We start from the raw sequence: 24,938 nt of genomic DNA on the forward strand, positions 1-24,938 counted from the left end.
TAAGTGCCTTATGAGCCGGCACGCTCTGGTGCACCAAAATAAAAGCCCTGGAACTCATCTACGCCGATCTCTTTACAGATTTCAAATATCTCTTTTGAATGCACATATTCAGCAATAGTTTTTATACCAAGGTCTTTTGCAAATGCCACGATCGCACTTGCGATATAGTGTGAATCTTTATTTATGTCTATATCTTTTATAATAGAGCCATCGATCTTCACATAGTCAGGCTTGATCTTTATAATGTAAGAAAAATTTGAATATCCTGAGCCAAAATCATCAATAGCGATCTTTGCGCCCATACTTTTTACACGCTCGATAAAATTTGAAACTCTCTCTAAATTTTTAAGCTCTTCATCTTCAACGATCTCAAATACTACTCTACCAGCAACATTGTGCTTGTTCAATAAATTTAAAACAAGTGAGCTAACATCACCATCGATCATATCTCTACTGCTTAAATTTATAGAAAGTACTAAATTCTTATCCTCTACAAGCTGCTTAAAACACTTTACAATGAGTTGTTTCTCAAGATCAGCATAACGCTTAATACGCTTTGAGATATCTAAAAAGACATTTGGTGATATAACATCACCTCTATCCAAAAGCCTTATCAAACATTCATATTTTACAGGTACCTTTTGGTCATTAACTATCGGCTGAAAATAAGGAACAATATTGTTATTTATAGTGGCGTATTGTATTAGTTTAGAGCGTTCTATTTGAGTTGCGTATTCCTCTTTTTGATTTAGCCCTTTGAAATAACAAACATAGTCTTTATCTTGCTCTTTTGCTGTTTTTAATGCTATTGTTGCTTTTCTTAGTGTTTGGTCACTATCAAGAGCAAAGCCTATTGTACTATGTATCTCGATACCTTCTATCTCTCTACTATCTTCATCGACTATACTTAGCATACGACCTTTAAAAATTTCTATCAAATCTTCAACCATATCTTCATATCTATCGATAAAGCTATCGCTATCTTCTACCAGAGCAAACCTATCTGCTTCTATACAGTAAGCTTTCATATTCTCATCTTTGGCAAATTCACTGATCAAATCAGCCATCTTTACCAAAATCTGGTCACATGCAAATTTACCGTAAAAGTCATTCATCTTGCCAAAATCGTCAATATCTATAAGCACTACTTTAGGATTTTCATAGCTACTAACATCACGCACCAATGCTGTTTTATTTAAAAGTCCAGTCATTGGATCGATATAAAGCTTTTCTCCAAGCTCTTCTATCTGTTTTTTAGTATCTGTTTTTAATGCGTTATAGTTATTTTTTTCTTTTATATACTTGACCGCATACCATATACAAGTGGACAAAGCAACTATTGCACCAACGAGGCTTAAGATGAATGTTAAAGCCATATTATTTAAAAGCCACTCAAAAAAGTACTCATCATGTGTACCGGTAATACGTTGATCGACCTTTCCTTTAAAGCCTAATATATACTCTCCGACCGGTACAAACATACAAACTTGAGCAGCATTTTCTGGCAAAATTTTTGCCCAAAAATAATCTTTTTGGAAATTATGAGCAAAGATATTTCCACAGCTTTTGTCGTTAAATTCTTGATTTATTATTCTTTTATCTGAAGACGCTACGACCTTGTATCCATTTTTATTATCATCCTTTAATAAAAGAACATCACCCATAGCACTATCGTTAATGTAAGATTGGAAATTTGCGACATCATATTTGCTGACATTTTTGAAATAATCAACATATTGATATGTCAAATAATCAACTTTCTTTCGAAGATTAAAACCATTTTCAGCAGAAGCATTATTAAATTTAAAATAAAAAACTGCCAGGTTTTCGACTAAAAAAATACTTCCCAAAACAAACACTAAACCTATAATCGTTTTAGTGATGTTTAGATTTTTACCCGTTTGCTCGTCCTTGTTACTCAAAAGTTACTTCCCTTATTTTGTGTACTTGCCCTGATTATATCAACCTTAAAATAAATTTTAACTTTTGGGAAAAAGTTAAAGTCTGACTATTTTAGCTCCATATCCACCTTGATTTGCTGGTGCGTCAAAAAATTCCTTCACACTTGGATGCTCTTTTAAGAAATTTTTAACAGCAAAGGCTAGCTTGCCAGTGCCGATGCCGTGAAATACGCTAACCTCGTCAAATCCCATAACAAGACTATCTGAGATAAATTTATCAAGCTTAGCTATCGCCTCATCAGCTCTCATGCCGTGCAGATCAAGCGAGAGCGAGGCTGTCTTTGGTTTATCGACATTTAGGCTCACATCACCTTTTTTAGGCAAGACCACTTCGTTGCCATTTTTTCTTAAAAGCTCAAGTGGTACACGCAAATTTATGCCATTTGACTCGATCATCGCGTCATTTTTTGAGATGCTTAAAACCGTGCCTTTTATATTTTCATATTTCACTCTATCGCCTACTTTTAGGCTCTCGCGCTCAGTTTTTTTAGGCTTAACGATGGCGGCTTTTTTCTCATTTGCCACGTTTAGCGCCCTTTGCTTGTCTTTTATATCCTTGAAATTTATAACGGCTTTTGCCGCATTTATTGCTTCAAAATACTCTTTTTCCAGACGTGAAATAGTCGCATTTAGCTTGATCTCATTTTTCTCTTTTAGCTCTTTTTGCTCCTCAAGCAAGCGCTCCAGCCGCTCCTCTTTTGTCGTGATCTCTTTTATACCCTCATCAAGCTTAGTTTGTAAATTTAGCGTCTTTGTGATGATCTCATTTAAATTCTCTTTATCTTCACCGTAAATTTTCTTTGCCTGAGCCACTAAATTTTGAGATATGCCGTATCTTGCCGCCGTTTCAAAGGCATAAGACTTGCCGATCGTGCCTTTTAAAAACTCAAATTTTGGCCTTTGTGCCGCCTCGTCGTAAAGTGCCGCCACTAGCTCAACCTCTGGGTTTTTAGCTAGCAACATTGCAAGGCGTTTGTGGTGAGTCGTGATAATCATTTTGATATCTTGAGTAATGAGGCGCTCTATCATGACACCATACAAGCTCGCAGCCTCCTCAAAGTCAGTACCAAGCTCGATCTCGTCGATGCCTATGATGATCGATTTTTTAGTAAAAAGCCTTGCAAAGTGCACCATCCTGCCAGCAAAGGTCGAGATGTCGTTTTTCACACTTTGCGGATCTTCTATGATCGCGTCAAATTCTTTAAAAGAGCCGATGCTTGAGCGGTTTGCATCGATACGCATAGGCAGCAGATACTTTGCAAGCAGCGTGGCTGAGATGATTGATTTTAAAAGCATCGATTTGCCGCCAGCATTTACACCGGTTATTAAAAGCACCTTTTTGCTAAAATCCACACTCACGCTTTTTGGGTTTTTAAGCGCTGGATGGGCAAATTTCTCAAGCTTGATAACATGCGAGCTGTTTGGCAAAACAAACTCATAATCACGTGATCTAGCCAAATTTACACGCGCCTGATACGCATCAAACTGATCAAATGCGTTATTTATAAATTTCAAAAAGAGCAGGCTCTTGCTCATCTGCAAGCTAAATTTCTTGCAGTGCTCAAAAATGATCTCCTCTTTTCTATCAAGTAGCTCGCTTTGCTCCTTTTTTAGGCGCTCGGTGTTTGCAGGTGCGACGTAGAAGTAGCCGCCTGAGCTTCTAGCAATCACGGTGCCTTTTAGGGCGTGGTTAAAGCCGCCACGCACCAAAAGTGCCTCTTGTGAGTTGATGTAGTGCGTCTGGGTATCGACTAGATAGGGCGTGATGTGCTTTGAGTAGATGAGCTTTTTAAGCTCAGCATCGATCTGGCGCTTTTTCTCGCTAAACGCCTGCTTTATCGCGTAAAATCTCTCATCCACGCTGTCGCTAAACTCGCCGTTTTCATCAAAACTATTTGCCAAAGTGCTCATCGCTTCAGGGATCTCAACTTTAGCGATCCACTCGCCAAGCCTACCTTCAAATTTTTGCTTTTTTAGATATGAAAAATACTTAATAATCTTTGCAAACTCGTAAATTTCACTGATGTGAAGCACTGCTTGCTTGCTAAGTCTCATAAGCGCGTCATCAAGCTCTTTTATCTCATCAGGCGCCTTAAAATCATACTTTGAAAGCTCACTAATGTTTTCAAAGTGGATTTTGCTGTCGCCTTGTAAAAATAGCGGTTTTTGCCTTGCTAAAAAGGAGTTAAATTTCTCTAGATACTCGCCCAAATCGAGCTTTAAAAATATCTCTTCAGTCATTGCTCACAACTTTTTATAGGCACGATAACGCCTGAGAGATCGCTAAATTCTCTTTTAGCTAAAAATGACGCCGTGCCAAATTCGTAGTTAAATTTCTCAGCGCTTACGTTGTATTCGCCACATTTTAGTGTTTTGCCCTGTTTAAAATCGCTAACTAGCTTTGAGATGGCATCCTCGTTCTTTGATAAATTCTCTTCGTAAAAATAGACGCAAATAAGGATCGCTACAAGCACCGCGCTAACGAGCGCTTTTATGCCTTTGCTGATCTTTTCATCTTTTATCGCCCAGATCGCTCCAAAAAGCACGATCAAGCCAGCGATTAGGATCAAATTTCTTACCATTTCACGCCTTTATACTTTGCAATGAGCTCTTTGTAAAGCTCAGCATGAGGTTCGATCTTTTCTAAAATTTCAGCCTTAACCTCGCTGATATCTTGCTTTTCAACCAGCAAGCAAATAGCCATATACGGGGCATTTGGCAGCATCTCTTTTATCTGAGTGCTGCTTAGCTTTTGCGACCTTGCAAGAGCGATCAAGATATCTTTTTTGCCTAAATTTATAAGGCTTGAAATTTCATCCTCGCTTAACTCTTTTTCATTTATCTCTTTTAAAATTTCATTTTCATCTTGAGGCTTGAAAGTACTTAGATCCATTAGTACCCGCCTCTTAGTTGCACGCTGATATCGCCCGCTCCAAAGCCAACTACGATGCCGTCACTTAGGCGGTTTTTCACGCCAAATTCATCTGTAAATTCTATCCCCTCTTCAACCCTCTCGACCTTGTCGGTAAAGATCGGGTTATACTCGCTAAATTCGCTCTTCATATCAACTTCGATCGGACTTTCTCCAGCTGCATAAACTGGCAAGATGACAAGCTCATCAACGCCCTTAAAGCACTCTTTAAAGCCAGGTAAATTTGTGCTAAGTCTTGTGTAGCGGTGTGGCTGAAATATCGCTGTGACGCTGTTTATACCTAAAATTTTGGCGTATTCAAAGACTGATTTTAGTGTCGCTTTTATCTCGGTTGGATGGTGCGCGTAGTCGTCGATTAGGACGAAATTTTTGTTTGCGCTAAGGATGTCAAAACGCTTTTTGATCCCTTTAAAATTTAGTAAATTTTCTCTAATGTCTTTAAGCGGCGTCTCGTGCATCGCAGCAAGGATAGCCAAAGATGCGTCTATAGCGATGTGCTCGCCCATGCCAAAGGCTTCAAATTTGCCTAAATTTTTAAGGTTGAAGCTAGTGTATGGCTGATAGTCTCTTACCACCATCGTTAGCTCTGTGATATCACTGCTTGGATAAAGCCTGATCGCATCAAGCTTAAGCGTGCTCAAAAACTCGTCCTCAGCGTTTATCACTCTAACCTTTGCACGCTCCAAAAAGCCTTTGTAAGCTGCGTAAAATTTAGCTAGATCGTAGTCGTAGTGCTCCATGTGCTCTGGCTCTGCATTGGTGACGATGGCTAGATATGGGTTTGAGTTTAGAAAGCTAGAGTCACTCTCGTCTGCCTCAAATACGACGTTATCGCTTTTAGCGTAGCGCATATTTGAACCAAACTGCTTTGAGATGGCGCCAATAATCACTGAGCCCTCAATGAGGCTTGCTAACATCGCTGAAGTAGTACTCTTGCCGTGCGCGCCAGCAACCGCAAAGACGCACTTATCTTCAAGCACATAAGGCAAAATTTCTTTTCTTGAAAAGCACTTTATGCCTTTGTTTCTAGCCTCCACTAGCTCGATATTATCCTCTTTTATCGCGGCTGAATAAACCACGAAGTCTTGGTCTTTTATCGCCTCTTTACAGTGCGGAGTGATGACCTCAATGCCTTCGCTTTGAAGTTCAAGCGTCGTCTTGCTCTCTTTGATATCGCTGCCACTTATCTTGTGGCCTTTTTCGTGTAAAAATCTAGCGATGGCTGAGATGCCAATGCCACCGATGCCTATGAAATGGACTTTTTTGATCTCGTTGTTTAGCTCTTGCAAATTTTATCCTTAAGTTTTTCGTGATTTTAACAAAAACTACTAAATTTAAGGCTGAAAATGGCTTTTATTTGCTTAAGGCAAAGCTCTCGTCTATTAGGTCAAAAACTGTTTTTTGTGAGATTTTGGAGTTTAAATTTACGCTTATCCAGTGCTTTTTATTCATATGATATGCTTTAAAAATTTGCCTCTCATCAACTAGCACCATGGCTAGATCTGGGCTGCATTTTAGATTTAAAACATCTATCACTTCGTCACTTTTAAGACCAAGCTTACTAGCGCTTATCTGTATAATCAGCGCAAACCACTTCTTGTTGTTCTTGTGACGAAAGACACTAAATTTTGGATACTTTGGGAAAATTTGCTCACCTAAAACGTCAAATTTCTCTTTTATGTATCTCTCAACGTCACTTCGTTTCAATTTTCACTCCAAAATTCCTTTTAAGAGCGCTCACTCTTGCTAAGCTCACTTTCCCGTCCAGTTACGGCCTTATTTTATCTTTTAAATTTAGCCTCTATATGCATAAAGCCCCAAGTACTTCTAGCCTCGCTAAGCTCCTTTTTGCTAAGCTCATCTATCATCATCTCTTCGTTCTTGCCGAGTCTATTTTTAACTTCACCAAACGGATTAATAAGCATCGAATCGCCGTAAAAGCTCCACTGAGCATCGTCACTTTTATGGCTTCCTACGCGGTTTACGCGCAGCACGTAGACGTTGTTTGTAAAGGCCCTAACCTTTAAAAGCTCCTCCCAGCGCGCCTGAGAAAAAAATGTACAAGCCGTTGGCACTAGCACGATATCGACCTTTTTGGCACTCATATAGGCCCAGCACACATCAAAGTGCGCCTCATAGCCAAACATGACGCCGACTTTAAATTTATCGTAGGTAAAAATAGGCAAATTTAGCTCATCACTTGTGTTATTAAAGAATTTCGCCTCATTCCAGTGAGCGTAGGGCATAAGAATTTGCTGATCATATAGCTTTACTTGTGTTGGGGTAAATTTGGCTAGACTTTTAAAAATTTCCTTGCCTTTTAGATTTACAATGGGTGCAACGATATTTAGATCATACTTTTTTGCCATTGAAAAAAGAGCCTCTTTCTTTCGCTCGCTTTGCTCTTTTATAAGGCTTTTTGGCATGCTAATGAGCTCTTTAAAAAAGCTATTTAGCACGTACTCACCAAGCACAACTAGCCTTGCGTTTTCGTCCGCACAAATTTTTAGATAATAATCAAGCCTAGCCTCGCTCAAAGGTTGCGTTGGTAGCTGAAGAGCACAAATTCTACTCATCATCCACCTGCTTTATGCTAAGTTTTGCATTTTCTAAAATTTCTCTTGCTTCATTTAAAAGTTTTTTGCCTTGTTCGTGCAGCTTTATGCTATTTTCTAAGCTCACATCATCTTTATTTAGATCGTTTAAAATTTTATCTGCTAAGGCTAATTTTTCTTCAAAGCTTTGCTCTTTTTGCTCCATTTTCTATCCTTTTAATATATTTTTTATATATCCATCAAATTTTTCTATCTCGACCAAAAATGCGTCATGGCCGTAGTTGCTATCTATCTCTACGAAATTTGTATTCTCTCCTCGCCCCATCCCACAAAGCGTGTTATAAATTTCTCTCATGCAGCTTGGCGGAAAGAGTAGATCGCCCTTAAATGCGATTAGATGCAAATTTGCTTTTATTGGCGCAAGGGCGTCTTTTAGGTTGTCATAGTGTCTTGTACAGTCAAAGATGTTCATCATCTTTACGATGTATAGGTAGCTTAGCGGATCAAACCTCTTTGGGAAGTTGTAGCCGTTATACTCCATGTAGCGATCGACCTGAAAATGCCCAAAAAGGTCGTAAAGGCCGTCAGTTTCGACGTAGTTGCGTCCAAATTTTTTATCCATGCTATCAGGGCTTAAAAAGCTGATGTGCCCTGCCATCCTGCCGTAAGCCATACCTTTTAGACCATTTTTTCTTATAAATTCTGCGTTGTATTCGCCGTTTTTGAAATTTTCATCGTTTAAAATGGCTTCAATGGCGATCTTGTTAAACGCTATCGCCCAGGGCTTAGTCTGATAGGTACTTGCAAGCATGACGATATCCTGTGCAAATTCTGGAAACTCGATAGCATAGCAAAGTGCTTGCATACCGCCAAGACTGCCGCCGATAACGGCTCTTGCTCTTGTGATACCAAGCTCGCTAAATAGCCTCATTTGCGCCTTTACCACGTCGCTTATGGCAAGAACAGGGAAATTTAGCCTATACTCTTTGCCACTGCTTCTATCCACGCTTAAGGGCGAGGTCGAGCCAAAGCATGAACCTAGGATATTTACACAGATGACATAAAATTTATCTGTATCAACCGCCTTTTTACTGCCTATTAGCCCATCCCACCAGCCAGCTTTCTCATCGCCTGCATAGGTGCCAGCTGCGTGGTGCGAGCCTGTTAGTGCGTGGCAAATCACGATAACGTTGCTTTTATCAGCATTTAACGTGCCGTAAGTCTCATAAATAAGCTTAAAATTTGATAGCATACGGCCACTCTCAAGATAGAGTGGCTCGTTAAATTTAATAGTTCTAGTTTGCAGGTCTAACACTAATTAACTTTGTAGTTTGGTGCCTCGTGAGTGATAACTACGTCGTGGACGTGGCTCTCTTTTAGTCCTGCGCTTGTTATCTCGACAAATTCGGCTCTTTCTTGAAGAGTTGGGATATCTTTTGCACCGACATAGCCCATAGCGCTTCTTAGGCCGCCTATTAGCTGATGGATAACATCTTTTATACTGCCAGCAAATGGCACACGACCCTCGATACCTTCAGGCACAAGCTTGTCTTGAGCGGTGCCCTCTTGGAAGTAGCGGTCAGAGCTACCCTTTGTCATAGCGCCTATTGAGCCCATGCCACGATATACTTTATACTGGCGACCTTGGAATGTTATAAGCTCGCCTGGGCTCTCTTCGCAACCTGCAAGTAAGCTTCCTGCCATAACGCAAGCTGCCCCTGCTGCAAGAGCTTTTGCCACGTCGCCTGAGTATTTTAAACCACCGTCTGCGATAACTGGGATGCCATATTTTGCTGCTTCGCTTGCGCAGTCATCAATAGCTGAAATTTGAGGCACGCCAACGCCAGCAACGATCCTTGTGGTGCAAATAGACCCTGGTCCAATACCTACTTTTATGCCGTCCGCTCCTGCTTCTGCTAGGTCCTTTACGGCTGCTGGGTTTGCGATATTGCCAGCTACGACATCGACTTTGAAATTTGCTTTTACCTCTCTTAAAGTATCGATGATACCCTTTGAGTGGCCGTGAGCTGAGTCGATGACGATGACGTCTACGCCAGCATCGACAAGTGCTTTAGCGCGGTCAAGCTGACCCACGCCAATAGCCGCAGCTACGCGAAGTCTGCCGTAGCTATCTTTATTTGCGTTTGGATACTCTTTGCGTTTTTTTAGATCTTTTATGGTGATAAGACCGTCAAGTCTGCCGTCTTTATCGACGATAGGAAGCTTCTCAACTCTGTTTTGAGAGAAAATTTTCTCCGCATCATCAAGTGTGCAGCCCTTTGGTGCGGTTATAAGCGGTGCTTTTGTCATGCGGTCTTTTACCAAAACGCTCATATTTGTCTCAAATCTCAAATCCCGGTTTGTTAAAATTCCTATTAGTTTGCGGTCTTTGTCGATGACTGGAACGCCTGAAATATGAAGATCTGACATAAGGCTTAGAGCTTCAGCCACGGTCGCTTCTGGATTTATAAAGATAGGATCGATGATGACGCCACTTTCACTTTTTTTAACGCGTTTGACCTCTTTTGCTTGGCTTTCTACGTCCATATTTTTGTGGATGACACCGATACCACCGAGCCTTGCCATCATGATAGCAGTTCTATGCTCAGTCACCGTATCCATCGCAGCAGAGACGATCGGGATATTTAGCGTGACGTTTTTACTGATCCTGGTTTTTACATCAACTTGCTTTGGCAAAATTTCAGAGTATTGCGGTACAAGAAGCACATCCTCAAATGTTAAAGCTCTCTTTACTATCTTCATATTTTTATCCTTTTATTAAATTTTCTAGGCTCTTAGCACCATTTATCAAGGTCTGTTCGTCCCACGCTTTTGCGATGAGCTGGGCGCTCACGTTTAAATTTTGATCATCTTTGCCAACTGGCACAGAGATAGCTGGTAGGCCTACTAAATTTACGCTGATCGTGTAGATGTCGCTTAGATAGGCTTGAAGCGGATCGCTGTGTGCTCCAAATTTATAAGCTGTACTTGGAGCTACTGGCATAAATATCAGGTCATTTTCTTCTAAAATTCTCTCGTATTGAGCTTTTATATGCGCTCTTGCTTTTTGTGCTTTGATGTAGTAAGCATCGTAATATCCGCTACTTAATACAAACGTACCAAGCAAAATTCTTCTTTTTACCTCTTCACCAAAGCCTTCTGAGCGTGAGTTTATATATAGCTCTTTTAAATTTTTAGCATCTGCGCGTCTTCCGTATCTTACGCCATCGTAACGGCTTAAATTTGCGCTTGCTTCTGCGGTTGCTATTATGTAGTAGGTTGCGACGTCGTATTTCGAGTCTTCAAAATTTGTGCAAGTTACGCTGTGACCGTGTGATTTTAGCTTCTCGATCGCTAAATTTAAAGCAGCTTTTGTCTGCTCGCTTGCGTTTTCAACATAGTTTTTTACAACGCAAATTTTTAGCTTCTTCTCGCTATCTATCTTGTCGCTAATGCTTACAAAAGGCACATCGGCACTTGTGCTATCTTTTGGATCATGTCCAGCGATCGCGTCATATAAAATGGCTGCGTCTTCTACGTTTTGAGCGATAGGCCCTATCTGATCAAGGCTGCTTGAATAAGCACCGAGCCCATATCTGCTCACTCTACCGTAGGTTGGCTTAAAGCCAACACATCCGCAAAATGCCGCTGGCTGGCGGATCGAGCCACCAGTATCACTACCAAGTGCTGCGACTGCAAGACCAGCTGCGACTGCTGCTGCCGAGCCACCGCTACTGCCACCTGGGACGTGGGCGTGATTTAGTGGGTTTAGTGTTTTGCCGTAAAATGAGCTCTCAGTCGTGCTTCCCATCGCAAATTCATCCATATTTGTGCGGCCAAATGGAGCTAAATTCTTGCCAAGTAGCTTTTCGATGACAGTTGCGTTATAAGGTGCTACGTAGCCTTGTAAAATTTTTGAGGCACTTGTTACGTTCCAGCCTTTTACTTGGATGTTGTCTTTTATAGCGATAGGCACGCCCTCGCCTAGTTTTGCGATCTCTAAATTTGCTAGCTGCTCGACATAGGCACCAAGCTCCTTTTCTTTTATGATCTTCGCCTCAAGCTCAGCTCGTAAATTTTTTATCTCTTCAGCTGAAAATTTCAAAGCTTCTTTTAAAGTTACCACTATTTTTATCCTTTAAATTTATTAACCAAAAATATGCCAAACAAGCTAACAACGAGCACTACAGCGATCGTTATTACTATGATACTTACGCTTACTGGCTCACTTAGCACTTATAACCTCTTCGCATCTTGGGCAAAGTGCGTCTTCTTTGCTAGCGTTAAATTTCCAGCATCTTGGGCATTTATGAAGCTCGCTTGCCATGATCTTAAATTTATCACCCTCGAGCTCAAACTCAACTAGTGGCTCACTATCATCGTAAGGTCTAACTGAGCTTACCATGTAAAGATCAGCCACTTCGCGCTCGTCGTAGCTTGTGATGTTGTGGTTGGTGGTCTCTAGGCTTAGCTCTAGAGTTGATTTTATCTTTTTCTCTTTTTTAAGAACGTCCACGATCTCGTTAAATTTCTCCCTGCTGGCAAAAAGCAGCTCATCTTCAAAGCTAAGATCAAAAATAATTGGCTCATAGACTAAGTCAAATGCGTCTTTCGCATCGCCTTTGATGATCTTTGGAGCGTAGTCCATCACCTCATCAACTGTGTAAGTAAGCGTTGGAGCGATGAGTGGAAGCAGCGTCTTTGTGATGATCGCCATTGCGCTTTGAGCCGACCTTCTTCTTGGAGCGTCTTTTGCGTCGCAGTAGAGCCTATCTTTACAAACATCAAGATATACGCCACTAAGATCAGCTGATAGGAAATTTAAAAGGATATTAAAACCCTTTGAAAAGTCGTAATTTCTAAAGCAAGCACTCGCCTCGTCAAAGACCTTTTTAGCACGCGCTAATATCCATTTATCAAGGATGTTAAACTCTGTATTTAAGCTCTCAAGGTCATTTACGTTTGCTAGCAAAAAGCGGATCGTGTTGCGAATTTTGCGGTACTGCTCGCTGATTTGTTTTAATATATCTTCGCTTATCTTTAGGTCGCTTGAATAATCACTCATGCCAACCCAAAGGCGCAAAATTTCCACGCCGTGAGTCTTAGCCACGTCTTGTGGAGCGATGACGTTACCCTTGCTCTTACTCATCTTCTCGCCCTTGGCATCGACAGTAAAGCCGTGAGTTAGGATGCTCTCATAAGGTGCGTGAGAATTTATAGCTGTGCTTACTAGAAGTGAGCTTTGAAACCAGCCACGGTGCTGATCTGAGCCCTCTAAATACATGCTTGCAGGGTATTTGCCAGCATCGTAGTTATCGCTTTGTAAGACCGCATGCCATGTCGAGCCGCTATCAAACCAAACGTCAAGGATATCCATCACTTTTTCTAAATTTTCAGCCTTGTATTTTGAGCCTTTTGGTAAAAGCTCGTCTATGCTTAGCGCCCACCACGCATCAGCGCCTTTTTCTTTAAAGATAGACACGATGTGGTCTAAAATTTCACTATCAAATACAACTTCTTTTGTCGCTTTATCTCTGAAAAACGCGATCGGCACACCCCAGTCACGCTGACGAGAGATGCACCAGTCTGGGCGATTTTCTATCATAGAGCCTATTCTTTTTATGCCAACGCTTGGGTAAAATTTAACCTTTTCAAGCTCCTCGCGTGCTGTTTGTCTAAGCGTTTTTCCACCTAGTTTAGCCTCGTCCATAGCTATAAACCACTGCTTTGTAGCTCTATAAATAACAGGCTTATGCGTTCTCCAGCAAAATGGATAAGAGTGTCTAAATTTAGAGACGCTAAGTAAATTTTTGCCAAGTAGCTCTAAAATTTTCTCATTTGCTTTAAAGATGTGCATACCGACAAACTCGTCTACCACGTCGCTTCTAAATAGTCCGTGATGTTTTAGGCTCTCATCATAGCAGCCACCATCATCAACTGGCATCAAAATTTCACTAAAACCATACTTCAAACATACGTAATAGTCGTCCTCGCCGTGTCCTGGAGCTGTATGAACAAGTCCAGTACCACCATCCATCATGACGTGATCGCCTAGTAAAAATCGTGACTTTCTGCCGTTTAGCGGATTTATCGCGTGAGTGTTTTCAAGCAGGCTTGATTTAAACTCTTTTTTGATCTCGCCCTTGCTTAGGCCACTTTGCACTACGCTTTCAAGTAGTGGCTTTGCAAAGATCAAATTTTCAGCCGTTAGCACATAAATTTCATCTGGTTTTAGGCTAATAGCTTGATTTGCTGGAAGTGTCCAAGGCGTAGTTGTCCAGATGACTGCGCTTGCCTCTTTTACGCCGAGCTTTTCTAGCGCGTCGCCATCAAGCTCAAATGCTACGTAAATAGAGTAGTCCTCTTTCTCCTCGTACTCGACCTCAGCCTCAGCTAGCGCCGATCTAGCCGCCCAGCTCCAATAAACCGGCTTGCTTCTCTCTATCAAAAGGCCTTTTTTAGCGATCTCGCAAAGCGCTTTGTAGATATCAGCCTCAAACTCAAATTTCATCGTCATGTATGGATTTTCAAAGTCACCGATGATGCCAAGAGTCTTAAACTCATCTCGCTGGATATCTATAAATTCTCTCGCATGCTGTCTGCAAAGTTCCCTGATCTCGACCTTGCTAAGCTCTTTTTTCTTATCACCAAGCTTGACTTCAACTTGCTGCTCGATAGGCAAGCCATGACAGTCCCAGCCTGGCACATAGCGGACATTTTCGCCATAAAAATAGTGCGTTTTTGTGATGATATCTTTTAAAATTTTATTTAACGCGTGGCCGATATGAAGGTGGCCGTTTGCATACGGAGGGCCGTCGTGGATGTTGAAGTTTTTAACCGCTTTTTGGCGGTTTTTCTTCATTTTTTCATAAACCTTGCGCTCTTCGTACCATGATTTTAGTCTTTGTGGTTCATTTTGTGGGAGATTTCCGCGCATCGGGAAATTTGTCTCTGGGAGTAAAAGTGTCTCTTTGTAGTCCATTTTTTACCTTGATTTTAAAATTTGCTAATTTTACACCTGTGCTGGTTAAATCACACTGAAAAATAGTATAATGAGGCAAAAAAAGGAGCTTAAAAATGAGACAAAGTATCTTGATAATAGGCGAAGATCTTGAGATAAATAGAGAATTTCTAAACTACATTTTTCAAAGTTACGAGGATCATTTTGGCGAGCTTGGAGTTGTCAGTTTTGCTCCAAAAAATAGCAAAGAGCTACCTTTTATCATCGAAAATTTATCAAAAGATTACGACTTTGTAAGCATTTTTGGCTCAGATGAAAATTTTGCCATCGCCGCAAAGATCGTAGCGACGCTAACTGGGGGCTCGCTCGAGCTAAAAGATAGCACGACACTTGCACTTAAAGATAGCTTAGACTACTCTAAAAATAGCTTTTTAGCCAGCCTAAATAACGCCCAGATAAACCTCGTAAAAGCTAATCCAAATGAAGAGCTAGGCGAGTTTTTAGTCGAGTATGAGCCTGATTTTAGCTACTTTCATCTAATAGACATCGACGCAGATAGCGCGAAAATCCTTATGCTGCCACTTGCTAAAACTTATGAGGTCGATATCACTCTTGCGCAGATTCTGCCAAATTTGATACTAGTAAGAGCAAAAAGCAATAAATTTGGCCAGATCGAGAGCTTTTTACAAGGGGTAAAAACGCTATTTTCACAAAAATTTATCCCACAAAAAGATGTGATCAAATTTGTAGCAAAAAGACTCATGCAAAAGGGGCTTAAAATTTCATTTGCTGAGTCTTGCACGGCTGGGCTTGCCGCGGCTAAATTTGCAAGATATGGTGGCATCTCAGCTAGCTTTGATGGCTCACTAGTAACCTACGCAAATCACATAAAGCACGAGTGGTTGGGCGTTGAGGATGAAATTTTAGAGACCTACGGAGCTGTGAGCGAGCCTTGCGTAAAGGCGATGGTAAAAGGCACGCTAAGCACAACAAATGCGGACTTTGCGCTTGCTATTAGCGGTATAGCTGGACCAGGTGGGGGCACAGATAGTAAGCCAGTTGGCACGGTATATGTCGCCGCTGGCGATAGAAACGGCAACATCGAGGTTGAGAGACTTCTTTTAAAAGGAGATCGCAACTACATTAGAGAGCAGAGCGTTCTGAGCGCCTATTTATGCCTACTTCGCCTAAAAAGCGAGATATTTTTCGCGTAAAATTTGACTTTACTAAAAATTTATAAAAGTCTTACGCTAAATTTAATGAGCCAAAATAAAATTCGGCAGCGATTTTCTAACAGAAGATCAAAAATAAAAAGCCAAATTTGGGAGGCTAAAGATGTTTAAAAAGATATTGTTTCTCGCCGTTTCTTAGTTATTTGCATTTAGTGCTCTAGCTCAAGCAGGCGAGATAAAAGCAAGCGACTCACCCTTTGGTTACGCTAGCATTGGTGCAGAGCAAAATTTTGGCGGATACGCCGGCAAAGAGAGTAAAGAAGTCGTCGTAAAAGATAGGCAAGAGCTCGTAAAATACGCTCAAATGGGTGGTTACGTCATCTATGTGGATGGGCTCATAGACCTTAGCGAAGGCAAGATCCCACAAAATGGCAATAGCGATGGGTTGGATAAATTTATAAGTGAGATTAGCGGTGGCGAGTTTAGCTCTTATGCCAAATTTATGCAGGCTTACGGCGCCTCATGCCGTACAATTTTAGTAATTCATAAGTGTATTTTTGAAAGAGGTAAATAAAGCTTTCAAAAAGGGCAGTATTTGCAAAAAGCTAGACAAATCGCTATTTAAGCTGCCATATAAATTTGATCTCATTTCAGCCTCAAACGTCCAAAACAAGGTAAATAAAAACGCAGCTACAGGCGAACTAGCCGCTACAAGATAAAAAACAAAGCCCCAAGCAAGATAAAACGCTAGCACATAGCCCATATATCAGCACGCAAAGGCTAACACTTAATCCAAATACGCTAAGAGCGGGGCAGTCTGGCTAAAAGATAGCGTAAAAAACGAGATAAAACTCATGATAAATGCGCAAAAAATACCATAAATTCGCTCTTTTTCGCCAAGGCTCTCATTTAGCGCAAATATCATGTAATCAATCCCAACAGCGCTTGCAAGGATGAGCCCAAAGACGCCAAAAATGCTTAAATTTATGCCAAAAATGGCAAAGATAAAGAGTGTGAGAAGCACGCCAAAGATGATGACGCCCATCACAAGTGCCGAGATAAGCGCACTAAAATAAAACCACAGCAGTAAAAACGCGACCACAAGCGCTGCTATTTTTAGTTTTAGAGCTAGCTCTTTTGCCTGAGTTAGGCTCTCATTTAGTGAGCTAGCGAAATTTAGGCTAAAAGCGTTGTAGCGCTCTAGCACCTCATCACTTTGCGCCCCTTTTACAAAGCCGCTCACGTAAGCCACACTCGTATTTTCATCAAGGATAAATTTATTAAAATCCTTCATTGATTTTAGAGCTAAAATTTCTTTTTTAAATCTTCGACCCCGATCTTTTCTTTTGAAATGGCTAAAACTGCGATATTTTCTTTATGCGAAAGACAGATTTTACCTCGCATCTTTGCTTTAAATTTTAAGTAGCGAGATATTTTAAATGAGTTTTGTTTTATTAAATTTGGGTATTTTTTTACTCTTCTGCGATCTTTTTTATCTAGCATTTTTGGGCTAAATTTCTCACCGCAAAAGCTGATAAAAAGATGAATTTCACCCCTTTTTATAGGCATTTAATCTCTTTTTATAATTTTCATCAAACTCTAAGGCTTTTTCAAACTCAGCAGTAAATACTCTAAGACAATCATTTTTTTGCTGGTTTTCATCGCCAAATGATCTAATACGTGGTGTAAAAGTAATCTCATTTTTTCTAAAATCAGCCTCTTTTAGATCAAAGTTTAAATTACTCATTTTGCTATTTAAGATATGCAAGGCACATTTTCTTGGCCCAAAGATAAATTTTTGCCCGCTTAAGGACTTTAGGCTTCTTACTAAAACGCCACCATAAAGCGATGGCTCGCTTTTAAAAGATATATCAAATCCAAAGTTATGAAAGTAAATCTCTCCTGCCTCGCACTGCCTTTTGTAGGTATTTGCGTCAAAACAAGTATAAATTTCAAGCTCGCTAAATTTATACTCTTTGCCAGAAATAATTAAAACTTTACTTTGCATAAGCTCGCATAAAAAGCTCTGAAATTTCTTATCAAAAAACTCTTTAAAGCCAGCAGTCCCAACTATCTCTTGCTTTATATTTTTATCTAAAATTTTAAAGTTATTTTGTTTAAGCAGGTCAAATTTTTCTTTATCAAAATGACTTTGCTCTAAAAATTTACTAAGCACTGCCACCAGATCAAATTTAGCAAAATGGCTTTTAAGTAGCTCGCCAGCTAGCATCTTTGCTCCTAAGTTTTTATATATTTTAAAGGGTTTGAGTTTTACAAACTAATCTTTGATAAGAATTTACCAACTACCACTTGCTCCACCTCCGCCAAAACCGCCTCCACCGCCACTAAAGCCACCACCTCTTGAACTGCTTGAATGGCCACTGCCACTGCTATTTGAGTCTGATCTATCGCGCCTAAAGTCACTGTGTGTATTTTTGCTTTGAGCATTTTTTTTGAAGGCGTTTTTTAAAATAATAAAAAATATTACAAACACAATGGCAAAGACAATGAAGTAACTTTTCACGCCAAAAAATTGCTCAAATACCGTAGATATCAGCCCTACAAAACACGCACTAAAGCCAACTCGCATAAAAAATTTACCTAAAAAGCCAGAGATAAAACACGAGATCATGCCAGCAAAAAAGGCAACTATTCCAAACGGTATCTCTTCTTCATCACTCTCGCTTTCAAATTCTTCGCCACTAGCTACTTTTATAATGGCTCTTATGCCCTCTATCACGCCACCGCCCATATCGCCTTGCTTAAATTTAGGCACTATCACATCATTTATGATCTGGCTTGATATAGCGTCAGTTAGCATGCCTTCAAGTCCATAACCAACTTCTATACGTATTTTTCTCTCGTTTAAAGCGATTATTAAAAGCACTCCATTGCTGCTTTGTTTTTGTCCCAGCTTGTAGCCTCTAGCTATCTCAAGAGAGATCTCTTCTATGCTTTTATTTTCTAGTGATTTAAGAGTCACGATAGCAATTTGCGTCGTACTATTTTGCTCGTAATTTTGCACCAAGCTTAAAAGCTCAGCTTTCTCATTTTTAGAGAAAATTTGAGCCTCGTCATTTATCTGCTCGTTAAAATTTATGGCAAAACAAAAGCAAAATGTAAAAAATAAAAGAGCAAAAATTTTCTTCATCATTTCTCAAATGAAACTTTTGGATTTATCTTCTCTTCGTTACTTATTTCAAGATTTTGTTTTGGCTTTAGCTCAGGATAAAAAGCACTTGCTATAAATTTATTTGGAAAGCTTCTAAGGGCTACGTTATACTCTTTTACAGCTTCGATATAATCATGCATTGCTACGCTTATGCGGTTTTGCGTACCTTCAAGCTGACTCTGAAGAGATAAGAAATTTTGATTTGCTTTTAGCTCTGGATAGTTCTCACTAACTGCCATAAGCCTGCCAAGTGCCAAGCCAAATGAGCTTTGTGCTGTCATAAATTCTTTCATCTTAGCTTCATCGCTAAGACCACTTGCATCAACGCTTACTTGCATGCTCTTGCTTCTAGCATTTGCCACATCTTCAAAAATTTTTTGCTCATGAGCTGCGTAGCCTTTTACAGTTTCAACCAAATTTGGTACAAGCTCGGCTCTTCTTTTATATTGATTTAACACCTGTGACCACTTTGCATTTACATTTTCATCAAGCGCAACAAATGAATTTATATACTTAAAAGCACCAAAAGTAAGTGCAGCAATAACTATAATAACGGCTATTAAATTTTTCATATTTTCTCCTTTAAGGAGCAAATATTAGTAAAACAAGACTTAAAAAATAATGTGAGTTTGAGTTTGAAATGAGTGCGAATTTACGCACTCATTTTTGGGATTAAAGATCGGTGTGGATTTTGTCGTCTATTTGGATATGGATAGTTTTTCCATTTATTTGATCTATGCTTGAGTAGCCTTTAAATCCAGCAGTATCATATGAATGATCTTCAGTCCATTTATGAACTAGATCAACTTTTGTGATTTTATTGCCATTAGCATCAACATCACCACCTTTTATCTTAAGCACCGTATCAGGATTATCAGTAATATCAAGGATATTTTGTGCATTAAATTTGATCTTTGTTTCTCCTTTAAGCTCAAGATTTTCAAAGCTTTCCACTTTTGAATCAAGATTAGCAATGCCTCTAAGATCAACTATTTGCTTATCAAACACCAAAGTATCATGACCTTCGCCACCTTTCATATCTTTGCTTGCGTCAAATTTAACAGTATAGTTTTCAACGCCTATATGAAGTGGTTTATAAGGCTCATAAGATTTAGACTCTAAGCCATCCGAATCCGAGGTCTTAAGAGTAGCTTTGACTTCCAAATCATAAGCTGATCTAGCATTAATATCTAATGATTGCTCGAATACACCTTTTGTTATATCTTCAGCCGATAAAGTATGTGTTGCAGTCTTAGTTAGTGCATGGTGGTTGTCTGGATCAGTGTATTTAAACTCTACTGTATCTCCATTTCTAGCATCTTCATTAAGATAAACTTTAACCGTAGTAGACCTTTCGCCATTTTCTGAGGTTTTTATATCTTTATTAAACATGATGCCTCTTATAGCATCGATTTCAGCATGTGCTGTATCGCTTACTGTTTTGCTCTCGCCAAATGTGTCAGTTAGAGTAACTTCAGCTTTTGTTTCTTTATCAACTGCGATAGTAGCATTGAGATCAAGTGGCTTATCTCTATCAAGCGTGCGTTGAGAATTATCATCTAAATTTTTTAGTGTAATTTTTCCATTTACATCTTTTCCCATAACTTCATAATGTTTAGTTAAGATAGATCCATTAGGATTTGTTATCTTAACATCTATCTTATCGCCTGCTATAACGCTTCCTGGGATAGAAACATGAACCTTTGAAATTTTACTACCTGACTCATCTCTTGAGATAATGCCATTATCATTTTTATCAGCAACTATGCTTACACTTAATCCCGCTTCACTTAAAGGTGCAAGTTTAGCTTTTGCTTCGCTGCTAGTTGTAGTCTCAGCACCATTTGTTATAGTAGCTACTGCACTAGTTTCACGACCTGGAAGCATAGCAACGCCAGGAATTTTTATAGTATTGTTTGCTAACTGTGTAGTAACATGAGTAGTATCATCTGTAAGTGAAATTTTACCATTGGCAGTTTTTGAAACTGTGTAATTTATTGTCCTATCAGCCGTAGTACCATCGGCTTTAGGCTCTTTTATAGTTACTGCTATCTTATCACCATTTGTGACATTATGCGGCACCTGAACGCTTATAATTGTCTTTTTTATATCATTATCCAAAATAGCTTCATCTCTGTCTATTACATTGTCTCTACTTGCATTATCTTCAACAAATTCAATCTTTAAATTTTTAGTATCTACTGACTCCAATGTAGCTTTAGCTGTCTTTGTTACTCCATTTATAGTAGCTTCAACCACTGCTGGATGATCTTTATCTATATGAACATTAGAAATTTTTAGTTTATTTCCTGGCTCAAGTGCAACAATGCTGCCACCCGCATCTTTTATAGTAACGTTTGTACCATCATTTGAAGCAACGGTATAAGTTTTCTCTGCTCCACCATTCACCTTAACTTTTATAGTATCACCGCTATTTACAGTGGTTGGGATTTGAAGTATTGCCGAAGTAGTATTTAAATTTCCATCCTTCATGGCTTCATCTCTACTTAGAACTCCGTTTCTATCTTTATCCTCATCAATAAATAGCCTAAAGCCTGTTCCAGAACCGCTACCTTGAGCATCAAGCGTAATATCGCTATTTGTCTCAACCTTATCAGCACCAGTATTATCAGTAACCTTGGCATTAATGATAGTCTTATGATCTTCTGTTAAGCCAAGTGTATATTTGACCACCTTATTGCTATCAGCATCATCGGTAATATCAAGCTCTTCACTGCCATTTTTGGCTATCAATTTGCCGTTATTGTCTTTTACTATCTCATATGTCTTGGTCGTTTTATTGTTTGGTGTGTCTTCGTTGTGTGACTCTACTATTAATTTATCACCTAAAACAAAATTTGAAGGAAGCTTGATAGTTGCTATAGTAGTCGCTCCAGTTGCCTCTGTGCTGCCCAAAATACCATCATTATTGGTATCTTTTTCAAAAGTTATCTCCATGTCTTCATGAAGCTTTTCAAGAGTATTATGATTTTGAGCTTCGGCCTTCTTGCCGCCACTTGCATCGGTGGTCTCAGTAGTTACATTGATGGTCTTGCCAGCAATGATCTCTACGCCAGGAATTTCTATCTCATTTTTATCACTTGCAGTTATAGAAGCATGAGTAGAAGTATCTTCTAGCATGATTTTACCGCTTGGGTCTCTACCTGTAACCTTATAAGTTTTAGGTGAAGTGCCATTATCTATTTTTACAGTTACCACATCGCCAGCTATAACGTTATTTGGCACTTTTACTACTACTGTCGTTTTATGTAGGTCGCCATCCGCGTCCTTGCTCTCCGCTCTCGTTAAGGATACGTTACGGTCAGCATCCTCTTTGAAATATACCGCCATATCGTTTATATTTGAGATAGTAACTGTGCTTGTATCTTCTGCATGCTGAATACCATCTTTATCTTTTATCTCAGCTGTTACTTTAGTTTCTAGACCAGTCGCTGTTTTAATGCCAGAAATTTTAAAGCTTCTACCATCTATTTCTGTATCTATTTTATTGCCATCGCTATCTTTTACAAAGAACTTACCATTATTATCTTTTCCAATAGTATATTTTATTTCTCTAGCAGTAGCTTCATTTGGCTCTTTTATAGTTACAGTTAGTTTATCTCCACTTACTGCATTTTTAGGAAGCTTGATAGTAACTGTCGTACTATTAAGACCATCTTTGCTGATAGCTTGCTCTCTAGTCATAGTTTTAGCTCCACCAGCTTCATCAAAGATAACTTCAGATTTTTTTACATATTCTAAACTGGCCGATACTTCTGACTCATTTATAGATGTATGTCTGCCTGGTGTCATGTTTGTGATGCTAGCTCTGATAGTGGTATCTTGTCCGTGTCTTAGATCAAATCCTGGTACTTTAAACGAGTATTGATTAAAGCTCTCTTTTGTCAATGGGAAATTTTGTCCGCCATTGCCGATCTCTGTTATACTTGTTACCTCACCTTTATCATTCATATTTATAGTGAAATTTCTTGTATAAACGCCATTTGTAGGCTCGTTTATAGTAAGTGTAACTATGTCACCATTATCTATTTTATTCGGAAGTCTTATAAGAGCTGTTGTCTCATTTACTTCATGCTCATCCATACTCTCTTGTCTTGAAATTTCATGAAGAGTCTTTTCTTCTGGTAATGTCATTTCTAAATTTCTGCCAATAGGCATTACACTATCTTGATCTGACTCTTCGCTTTTTCGAACATTGTTTTTATCTACCACATGAACACTAGCTGATGTTCTTACATCTGGAAATATCGGAAGAGATGTATTTACTTTTTGACTATCAATCATCTCTTGTGTAAGAGAAATTTCTTTTGTTGTATCTTGCTTAGTTAGTGGATCGGTATAAGTTATAACAATCTTATCGCCAATAACTACATCTTTTGGTAGAGTTATCTCTACTGTCGTGCTTCTAAAGTTATTGTCTTGACTATTTTCTGGATCATATAAATAGCCATTGTTGTCTTGATCTTCTGTAAATGTCAAAGTCGGTTTTACATCAAGAGTAGTAGAGTCACTTGCAGTTGCACTTCTCATCGTGTTTGTGCTATCTGCTACGTAAGCTTCTACTTTTGAAGGCTTACCGTGCTCAACTGGCATATTATCTATCTTATATCCATTATCTATTATGTTTTGATCAATAGATACATTTCTAACCTCAGTTGTACCATCAGGCTTTGTTAAAGTCACGTGAAGCACATCTCCAACAATCACATCTTTTACAGTTATAAGCACTGGAGTTTCATTTAATTTGCCATCTTTAGCATTTTCAGTATATGTTAATAGATTATTATCAGGACCGTTATCTTCTGTAAATTTAACCTCTGGAGCACTAAAGCCACTTGAAGTTACGCTATCTTCACTTCTACCACTAACATTTCCTTGAAAATTTGTAATCGTTGCATCAACTTTTGAAATTTTACCAGTCTGTATTGGAGCATCAAACTGATAACCATTGCTTATGATAGTTGGAGTGATAGGAATTGTTTTATTTTCAGTATTACCATCTGGCTTAGTTATAGTGATATTTAGTATATCTCCGGCCCTTACTGTGCCATCATTTGGAATTGTAATAAGAACTTTTGATGTATTTAAATTTGTATCACGTGCATGCTCAACCCTGCTTAAAGTACCATCGTTATTAAGATCGCTTATAAAAGTTACAAGAGGATTGCTTGGGATTATAGTATCATCTCCACCATTGTATCCGCTTATTGGGCTATCGTATGATGCAAAAGCTCTGTTTGTATCACTTAAATTTCTATATGTTGCATTAATGTTTGAATAGTGTCCACCCTCAGCAAATTTAGCGTCACTTAGGCTAACACCATCTCCACCACCAGCAGCAGCGTTTCCACCAGCAGCAGTCTCTTCAAGTTTTGTTAAATCTCCGCCATTTAAAATAGCATTTTGCAAATCACTAACATCTGCCAAGCCTTCCGCACCTATAGTACTTTGATTTAAAGCAAGTGTATCATTGCCTACGATCGTAATCTCTTTTCCATTATTTGAAACGATTGTTATTTTATCAGCGGCATCACTTGTCTTGATACTCTCCCCCATATAAAGGATGTCACCTACTTTTAGCTCTCTCTCATTTCCGTTTTGATCGATAGCGACCGCCTTGCCACTAATAAATTTTACTACTCCAGCTTCTTTAGCCAAGATTACTCCTTATTATTATTTTTTGTATTATTTAAATTTTTACGTGATTATATACTATCTTTATAAGATATAACTTTATATGAGAAATTTTATCTTTTAAGAAAAAAATATATTAATTAAATATATAAATTCCAAATGTCAATAGTTTGTAAAAAGCGAATTCTGAGCTTTTATCAAAAAAATAGTTTTTTGATTGTCAATATAATTAATCATGTAAAATATAATACTTTTTATAATAAAAACTTAATTCAAGATATTTTTAATTAGTTTGAAACAACAATATAACCAAAAAAATCATAATTTTTAAAAAATGTGTGATCGCTATAAAATTTTTACTTATAAATTTCACAAAAAATCATCAGTCTAAAATCTACAAACTTATAGTTAAGTTTTACTAGGTAAGCAATTTTCTAACGCAGAAATAATTTAATTTTATATAAAGATATTCAAAAAATAATATGAAATGATAATAAAAAATTTATGATTATCTATAAGTAGTGGCGGAC

Annotated in this window: 22 protein-coding genes; 3 read left to right on the top strand and 19 right to left on the bottom strand. The window is 38.8% G+C overall.

The features are described 5' to 3' along the window. Window positions 1–8: 8 nt before the first annotated feature. The 13 genes from CVS93_RS04455 to ileS all read right to left on the bottom strand — a co-directional run bounded on the left by CVS93_RS04455 (window position 9) and on the right by ileS (window position 14,430). Window positions 9–1,748 (bottom strand): EAL domain-containing protein, encoded by a 1,740-nt coding sequence (locus CVS93_RS04455; protein WP_234400084.1) that lies wholly within the window; start codon window positions 1,746–1,748, stop codon window positions 9–11. Between the two features lie 249 nt (window positions 1,749–1,997). Continuing rightward, complete coding sequence (locus CVS93_RS04460; protein ID WP_107686721.1) at window positions 1,998–4,202, bottom strand: endonuclease MutS2; 2,205 nt, start codon at window positions 4,200–4,202, stop codon at window positions 1,998–2,000. Beyond that, window positions 4,199–4,543 carry a hypothetical protein gene (locus CVS93_RS04465; protein WP_103580646.1) on the bottom strand — a complete coding sequence of 115 codons (345 nt, stop codon included), beginning with the start codon at window positions 4,541–4,543 and terminating at the stop codon, window positions 4,199–4,201. Before CVS93_RS04465 ends, CVS93_RS04460 begins: the two co-directional genes overlap by 4 nt. After that, entirely contained in the window at window positions 4,537–4,854 is a 318-nt protein-coding gene (locus CVS93_RS04470) for a hypothetical protein (RefSeq protein WP_107686722.1), read from the bottom strand. The genes CVS93_RS04465 and CVS93_RS04470 overlap by 7 nt, the downstream gene beginning before the upstream one ends. Further along, entirely contained in the window at window positions 4,854–6,161 is a 1,308-nt protein-coding gene (gene murC / locus CVS93_RS04475; protein WP_107686744.1) for a UDP-N-acetylmuramate--L-alanine ligase, read from the bottom strand. Before murC ends, CVS93_RS04470 begins: the two co-directional genes overlap by 1 nt. 85 nt (window positions 6,162–6,246) lie before the next feature. Then, window positions 6,247–6,600, bottom strand: a complete 354-nt coding sequence (locus tag CVS93_RS04480; protein WP_107686723.1) for an MmcQ/YjbR family DNA-binding protein — start codon at window positions 6,598–6,600, stop codon at window positions 6,247–6,249. 74 nt (window positions 6,601–6,674) lie between these two features. Further along, window positions 6,675–7,469: a carbon-nitrogen hydrolase family protein gene (locus tag CVS93_RS04485; protein WP_107686745.1), complete on the bottom strand. Its 795-nt coding sequence runs from the start codon at window positions 7,467–7,469 to the stop codon at window positions 6,675–6,677. After that, window positions 7,462–7,653 carry an exodeoxyribonuclease VII small subunit gene (xseB, locus tag CVS93_RS04490; RefSeq protein ID WP_004317712.1) on the bottom strand — a complete coding sequence of 64 codons (192 nt, stop codon included), beginning with the start codon at window positions 7,651–7,653 and terminating at the stop codon, window positions 7,462–7,464. Before xseB ends, CVS93_RS04485 begins: the two co-directional genes overlap by 8 nt. A gap of 3 nt (window positions 7,654–7,656) precedes the next feature. After that, a complete protein-coding gene (metX, locus tag CVS93_RS04495; RefSeq protein ID WP_107686724.1) occupies window positions 7,657–8,763 on the bottom strand; it encodes a homoserine O-acetyltransferase MetX in 1,107 nt (368 codons plus the stop codon). Further along, entirely contained in the window at window positions 8,763–10,211 is a 1,449-nt protein-coding gene (gene guaB / locus CVS93_RS04500) for an IMP dehydrogenase (protein WP_107686725.1), read from the bottom strand. Before guaB ends, metX begins: the two co-directional genes overlap by 1 nt. A 4-nt stretch (window positions 10,212–10,215) precedes the next feature. Then, complete coding sequence (gatA, locus tag CVS93_RS04505) at window positions 10,216–11,574, bottom strand: Asp-tRNA(Asn)/Glu-tRNA(Gln) amidotransferase subunit GatA (RefSeq protein ID WP_107686726.1); 1,359 nt, start codon at window positions 11,572–11,574, stop codon at window positions 10,216–10,218. A 5-nt stretch (window positions 11,575–11,579) separates the two neighbouring features. Then, window positions 11,580–11,684, bottom strand: coding sequence for a hypothetical protein (locus tag CVS93_RS09920; RefSeq protein WP_234400085.1), 105 nt, complete (start codon window positions 11,682–11,684; stop codon window positions 11,580–11,582). Then, a complete protein-coding gene (ileS, locus tag CVS93_RS04510; protein ID WP_107686727.1) occupies window positions 11,674–14,430 on the bottom strand; it encodes an isoleucine--tRNA ligase in 2,757 nt (918 codons plus the stop codon). Before ileS ends, CVS93_RS09920 begins: the two co-directional genes overlap by 11 nt. A 95-nt stretch (window positions 14,431–14,525) precedes the next feature. Here ileS and CVS93_RS04515 point away from each other — a divergent pair, with 95 nt between their 5' ends. From CVS93_RS04515 to CVS93_RS09740, 3 genes are all read left to right on the top strand, one after another. Continuing rightward, window positions 14,526–15,623 (top strand): CinA family protein, encoded by a 1,098-nt coding sequence (locus CVS93_RS04515; protein WP_107686728.1) that lies wholly within the window; start codon window positions 14,526–14,528, stop codon window positions 15,621–15,623. Window positions 15,624–15,945: 322 nt separating this feature from the next. Then, window positions 15,946–16,155, top strand: a complete 210-nt coding sequence (locus CVS93_RS09925) for a hypothetical protein (protein WP_234400086.1) — start codon at window positions 15,946–15,948, stop codon at window positions 16,153–16,155. Next, window positions 16,139–16,300 carry a hypothetical protein gene (locus CVS93_RS09740; RefSeq protein WP_159070058.1) on the top strand — a complete coding sequence of 54 codons (162 nt, stop codon included), beginning with the start codon at window positions 16,139–16,141 and terminating at the stop codon, window positions 16,298–16,300. Before CVS93_RS09925 ends, CVS93_RS09740 begins: the two co-directional genes overlap by 17 nt. Before the next feature lie 68 nt (window positions 16,301–16,368). On the opposite strand, the gene CVS93_RS04525 is transcribed toward CVS93_RS09740, so the two are convergent. The 6 genes from CVS93_RS04525 to CVS93_RS04550 form a co-directional block, all read right to left on the bottom strand. Continuing rightward, window positions 16,369–16,875: a hypothetical protein gene (locus tag CVS93_RS04525; protein ID WP_188115407.1), complete on the bottom strand. Its 507-nt coding sequence runs from the start codon at window positions 16,873–16,875 to the stop codon at window positions 16,369–16,371. A gap of 11 nt (window positions 16,876–16,886) precedes the next feature. Further along, window positions 16,887–17,150, bottom strand: a complete 264-nt coding sequence (locus tag CVS93_RS04530; RefSeq protein WP_103649021.1) for a hypothetical protein — start codon at window positions 17,148–17,150, stop codon at window positions 16,887–16,889. Then, on the bottom strand, window positions 17,131–17,811 hold the full coding sequence (locus CVS93_RS04535) for an ABC transporter substrate-binding protein (RefSeq protein ID WP_107686729.1): 681 nt from the start codon (window positions 17,809–17,811) through the stop codon (window positions 17,131–17,133). The genes CVS93_RS04530 and CVS93_RS04535 overlap by 20 nt, the downstream gene beginning before the upstream one ends. 66 nt (window positions 17,812–17,877) lie before the next feature. Next, entirely contained in the window at window positions 17,878–18,732 is an 855-nt protein-coding gene (locus tag CVS93_RS04540) for a TPM domain-containing protein (RefSeq protein ID WP_159071515.1), read from the bottom strand. Beyond that, window positions 18,732–19,325, bottom strand: coding sequence for a LemA family protein (locus CVS93_RS04545; RefSeq protein WP_107686731.1), 594 nt, complete (start codon window positions 19,323–19,325; stop codon window positions 18,732–18,734). The genes CVS93_RS04540 and CVS93_RS04545 overlap by 1 nt, the downstream gene beginning before the upstream one ends. 100 nt (window positions 19,326–19,425) lie before the next feature. Next, window positions 19,426–24,432: a retention module-containing protein gene (locus CVS93_RS04550; protein WP_107686732.1), complete on the bottom strand. Its 5,007-nt coding sequence runs from the start codon at window positions 24,430–24,432 to the stop codon at window positions 19,426–19,428. Between the last annotated feature and the right edge of the window lie 506 nt (window positions 24,433–24,938).

Origin of the sequence: Campylobacter concisus (assembly GCF_003048535.1) — a bacterium.
GTDB classification, from domain to species: domain Bacteria; phylum Campylobacterota; class Campylobacteria; order Campylobacterales; family Campylobacteraceae; genus Campylobacter_A; species Campylobacter_A concisus_S.